The following is a 5,851-nucleotide window of genomic DNA, read 5'->3' as shown; positions in this document are numbered from 1 at the left end:
AGCTTCGCTCCAAACGGCCAACTCGTCAATTTCACCCTGAAAGCTTTGACCTCCATCAGTGCGGGACCCGATGGTCATTACCTCATTGACTCCGGTAGACGTATCGCCTCCAAAGGAAGCACCGGCAAGTACCCCATCTACAAAAATTTCGAGGCTATTGGTCAAGGCTGTCCAGCGTGCTGCGATGTGGTGGTTTTCACCAATGGTGAGACCTGTAGAGGTACGCACACTATGAGTGGTACCAGCATCTCCCACATAGACATACAACTCCATTTGACCGGAGAAGTTGGTGACACTGATATTAAAAAAGTTGTTTTGGTCTTTCTGTGCATAAAACACACGTGTAAAGCCGGTGCCCGTATAACGGACTTGAGCTTCCACCGTAAGGTCGTTTGAAGAGATATCATCAAAAACAGCAGGCAACCCTGCTGATACATAATTGGCACCTCCATCAAAATGAAGTGCATTTCCGGGAGTTTGTGCAGCAAGGTGTATACACAGCAAAAGGGAAAAAACCAGTAGGTATTGTTTTTTCATAAGTTTGGGGCTTTTAAACGTTTTGTTAAATGTTTAACTACTTATTTTTTACTATTAAAAACCAATATATCAAATAAAAAGTAAGGTTTTTCTTCATTTATTATTTTTTAAAATAATTGTTTAATCTAATTTAGTGTTAAATTTATTAAAAATACTCAAAATAGTGTATAGGTCATATTACTACTTTTTTGTCATCATTTGTACTACTTTTTAATAAAAACCAATATGCTATAAATCCTTGTTTTTGTATGATTGTAGATAGAACTATTAAAAAAATTTAATTACATTTAATATTTTTTAAAAAAGACCACTTTTACAAATTAAGGAAAAACTAACGAACCATTTTTTTTTAAAAATTGAGTACCCCCCTTTACATATGAAGTCAAACAAAGTCATTAATCGCGCTGAGACGCTTCGCTCCTACCGGATATTGGATACAGAACCGGAGGAAGCCTTTGACAACATCACCCGTTTGGCCTCCTATATTTGTGATACGCCCATCAGTTTGATTAGTTTTCAGGACGAAGAGCGTCAATTTCATAAATCCCATCTTGGACTTTCGGACACGGAGTCGCCTATTGAACATTCGTTTTGTGTTCATGCCATCCAGCAACCGAATGAGCTTTTAGTGGTTGAAAACACACACAAAGACAATCGTTTCAAGGACAATCCTTATGTAGTGGAGGATCCTCAAATTGGTTTTTATGCAGGGATGCCTTTAGTGACCGGGGATGGTACTGCTGTTGGAGCACTGTGTGTTATTGACAAGCAACCCCGGCAACTGAGTGAAAAGCAACGGCTTGCACTCAAAACCCTTGCCTATCAAACTGTGCAGTTGTTAGAGTTGAGAAAAGAACAACTCCAAACCAAGGCACAGAAAGAAAAAATTGAAGACCAGCGCCAACGACTGGATGACATTTTGAAAGCCACTCAAGTTGGAACCTGGGAATGGAATGTACAAACCGGTGCGTTGAAGATCAATGACCGCTGGGCAGAAATCATTGGGTACACCAAAAAAGAGTTAAACCCCATTTCGATTGATATATGGTATCAGGTGATTCACCCTGAAGACATTCCCCTTTCAGATGTTGCACTGCAAGCTTGTTTTGAAAAAAAGACTGCGTATTATGAAGCTGAAGTGCGGATGATTCACAAGAGTGGGAAAACAGTATGGGTGAGTGACCGCGGCAAGGTTATTAGCTGGACCGAAGATGGCAAACCACTTTTGATGACCGGAACGCATACAGACATCACCCACCGAAAAACTACGGAGGCGCAATTGCAAACCATTGCCGACAATATTCCCGGGGCGGTATTCAGGTACATACGAAAACCTGGAAGTGTTGATCAGCTCCAACTAGTGAGTCAAGGTGCCAAAGAGTTGTGGGGTTTTACAGCCCAAGAGGTCATAGATGACAATATGCTGGTTTGGAATTTAATCCTGAAGGAAGACCTGGATCAATTGTTGGAGACTATAGAGAAGTCGGGGTCTGAGTTAAGTTTCTGGACCTACGAATGGCGCTACAAACACCCTGATGGCAGTATCAAATGGCATAAAGGCTCCGGCAACCCGGTGCTTCAAAATGACGGCAGTACTGCCTGGGATTGTATCATCTTAGATATTACCGAACAGAAAGCAGCCAAAGTAGCACTCGAGCAAAGTAATGAACGTTTTCAACTTGTCAACAAAGCTACCAACGAAGCCATTTATGACTGGGACCTGGAACAAGATGTATTTTACTGGGGTGAAGGCTTTCAAAGGCTCTTTGGTCATGAGCTAAAAGACACCCCCTTTCGTTTACAAGACTGGATTGATCTCACCCATCCCAAGGATGATGACCAGAACAAGGAAGATTGGGAACAGTTTATGAACGACAAGAACCAACAGCAATGGACGAGCTCCTTTCGGTTTCAAAAAGCCGATGGCAGTTATGCCTATGTGGATGAAGTTGGGTATCTACTGCGTGATAAAAACGGCAAGCCACTGCGTATGATTGGCGCTTTGAGGGACCGAAGCGAATCGCGCATTCGAGAAACTCAGTTACAGCTGGAACTCAATGTTTCCCAGTATTTTAAAGACCGATCAAGAAGTTTGTACACTACACTGACAGATGTATTAAAGTACCTTAGTTTTTTTGAAGAGTTTAAAACGGGAGAGGTTTGGCTTACCGGCACTAAGTATAAAAAGCTCAATCTTGTTTGTACCTATGCATCAGATGCCCATGGTGAAAAATTCTATCAATTGGCCAAAACGGTCAATCAGTTAAAAAAAGGAGAAGGCCTTCCGGGCATGATATGGTCTAACAACAAGCTGGAAATTTGGCAGGATATTGACCGCAACAAAGCCTTTATCAGGCACAAGGAAGCTAAAAAAGCCGGACTTAAATCGGCCGTAGGGATTCCTTTGGTTCACAACAATGAGACCATGGGGGTGCTTGTTTTTGGAAGCGAAAGAAGCCTCGACAACCATGAGGAATTTGTATCCATGTTCAAAACACTGCCCTACTTTCTGGGAGCAGAAATCAGGCGAAAGCAGCAGGAAGAAGAAATTCAATTGTTTTTTGACAATGCCCCTGATATTTTAGCCATTGCAGACTCTGAGGGGTACTTTATCAAAGTGAATCCTGCATTTTGCCAAACATTAGGGTATACCAAAGAAGAATTGACCTCCCAACCTTTTGAGGTTTTTTTACATCCTGATGATAAAGCAGGTACAAAAAAGGAATACCTGGAAACCATCAGTGGTGAGCGGCTTGCCAATAGTTTTGAAAACCGTTACCGTACCAAAGACGGCAGGTACCGATGGATTTCATGGAATTCCTCCACTGTGTATGGTGAAGACGGACTCGCCTATGCCTATGGGCGAGATGTTACTGAGATGAAGGAACTGCAACAACTGCTTCAAAATGCGGCAAAAATGGCCCGTATTGGGAGCTGGGAGCTCAATCTGACAGCAAATGATGAGAATGCCATGTATTGGTCACCGATTACACGTGAGTTATTTGAAGTGTCGGATGAATACAATCCTTCAACCACAGGAGGCATGGAGTTTTATAGTGTGGATAGTAAGCACCTCCTTTCTACAGCTGTAAAGGAACTTATTAAAAAAGGAGGTTCGTTTGACCTGGAATTACAAATTTTCACCGGAGCAGGAAACCTACGGTGGGTGCGTTGCATTGGTCAATGTGAATTTGTAAAAGATGAATGCACCAAATTATTTGGAAGTTATCAGGACATACATCAGCGCAAATCGGCCGAAATCAACTTAAAAGAAGCATTGACGGAACGCAACACAATTCTGGAAAGTATCGGTGATGCTTTTTTTGCAGTAGATCCTGACTGGCATGTTACTTACTGGAACAAAGAAGCTGAAACGCTTTTGTCAACCCCTAAGGAGCACATCCTTGGAAAAAAACTATGGGATGTATTTGCTGAACATGTAGGTCTTACCTCCTATCAGGCCTACAACAAAGCAATGAAAAACCAGACCACGGTCCATTTTGAAGACTATTACCCCGACACCAACAAATGGTTTGAAATAAGTGCCTATCCTTCCAAAGCCGGGCTTTCGGTCTACTTTAAAGATGTGAGTATCCGAAAAATCGCTGAGGAGGAAATCAGAAAATCTAATGAACGATTTGAAAAAGTAACAGAGGCCACCAATGACGCCATTTGGGATTATGATGTTTTGAACAATGAGTTGTTTTGGGGAAAGGGATTCTTGACCTTGTTTGGTTATGATTCGGAAAAAGACCCTCCCAGTTTTGAGTTTTTAATCTCATTGATTCATCCCAAAGACCGGGAACGGGTAGTTCAGAAAATAGAACATTTTATGACTGATCCCGGTTCCTCAAACTGGTTTGATGAATACCGTTTTTTAAAGGCCGACGGCACCTATGCTTTTGTGATTGATCGCGCTAAATTCATCAGAAACAACGAGGGTGTCGTTGAGCGAGTTGTAGGGGCTATGAGCGATATCAGCTACCGCAAAAAATATGAAGAGTCGTTGAAAAAACTGAACACAAAATTAAAAAAATATACCCAGCAGTTGGAGACCTCAAATGCAGAGCTTGAACAGTTTGCCTATGTGGCCTCTCACGATTTGCAAGAGCCGCTGCGTATGGTGAGCAGCTTTTTGAGTCAGCTAGAGAAAAAGTACGGGGTTCATTTGGATGATAAAGCCCGGCAATACATTCATTTTGCGGTAGATGGTGCCCAACGCATGCGTCATATCATTCTTGATTTGCTGGAGTTTTCAAGGGTCACCCACTTTAAAGAGGAAAAAGAAACTTTTGGTATTGAGGAAATTGTGGAAGACTTTTGTGCTTTGAGGCATAAACTCATTGATGAGCTTCAGGCTGAAATCACTTATAAAAACCTTCCCAAAATCAAAGCCTATAAAGCACCCATCATTCAAGTGTTTCACAACCTACTGGACAATGCCCTGAAGTATCACCGCACAGATGTACCACCAAAAATAGCAGTGACTGCCAAAGACAAACAGGACCATTGGAAATTCAGTATAAAAGACAACGGTATTGGCATTGAACCGGAATATTTTGAAAAAATATTCATCATTTTTCAACGGCTTCATAACAAAGAAGCCTATGGAGGAACAGGTATGGGCCTGGCAATTGTAAAAAAAGTGATTGATAATTTAGGAGGCAGCATACAGGTGAAGTCTAAACCCGGGCGTGGCTCTCAATTTATAGTTACTATTCCAAAATAACAGCTAACTTATAAAATACCGCTATTTTTTTTCATTTTGAAACTTATAAAGTAAATTAGAATCTCAAGAATAATGTCATGAACAGTACGTTAAAAATCACGCTTATTTATCTTTTAGTAGGTATTGTATGGATTTTTGTAAGTGACCATGCAGCGATGTTATTTTTTAGTGACGACCAAATTAAACTCAGTCAGTTTCAGACCTTCAAAGGTCTTCTATATGTGGGGCTTACCGCGCTTTTATTGTATGTGTTGATTCGTGGGTATTACAAAACCATACGCGATAAAGTGCAAGAACTGGAAGAAGTGAATAAAAAACTACAGGAAACCAATAAAGAGTTGGAACAATTTGCCTATGTTGCCTCTCATGATTTACAGGAACCTTTGCGAATGGTGAGTAGTTTTTTAACGCAACTGGAGCGCAAGTATCATGACCGGCTTGATGAAAAAGCTCAGCAATATATTTATTATGCGGTGGACGGCTCCAAACGAATGCAACAGATGATTTCAGATTTACTGCTATTATCACGTTCGGGTCTGAAAGATGCACACAAAGAAAATGTGGATCTGAACAGGCTTGTCAAGG

At 41.2% G+C, this 5,851-nt stretch carries 3 protein-coding genes; 2 read left to right on the top strand and 1 reads right to left on the bottom strand.

The window, feature by feature from the left end; translation table 11 throughout:
- Positions 1-537: LamG domain-containing protein (locus tag AACY61_RS07585; protein ID WP_339610978.1), on the bottom strand; the 537-nt coding region annotated here is incomplete at its 3' end.
- Positions 538-913: 376 nt separating this feature from the next.
- Here AACY61_RS07585 and AACY61_RS07580 point away from each other — a divergent pair.
- Both AACY61_RS07580 and AACY61_RS07575 read left to right on the top strand, forming a co-directional pair.
- Positions 914-5,266, top strand: coding sequence for a PAS domain-containing protein (locus AACY61_RS07580; protein ID WP_339610977.1), 4,353 nt, complete (start codon positions 914-916; stop codon positions 5,264-5,266).
- A 77-nt stretch (positions 5,267-5,343) separates the two neighbouring features.
- Positions 5,344-5,851, top strand: a 508-nt coding sequence (locus AACY61_RS07575; RefSeq protein ID WP_339610976.1) for a histidine kinase dimerization/phospho-acceptor domain-containing protein, incomplete at its 3' end; no start/stop codon positions are given.

Origin of the sequence: uncultured Planktosalinus sp. (genome assembly GCF_963973675.1) — a bacterium.
In the GTDB taxonomy this organism is placed as follows: domain Bacteria; phylum Bacteroidota; class Bacteroidia; order Flavobacteriales; family Flavobacteriaceae; genus Planktosalinus.
This window is presented reverse-complemented; position numbering and strand designations above follow the sequence as displayed.

Bases quoted from the DNA above. Each gene is read 5' to 3' on its own strand.
- AACY61_RS07580 (WP_339610977.1), top strand. From the start codon at position 914: ATGAAGTCAAACAAAGTCATTAATCGCGCTGAGACGCTTCGCTCCTAC.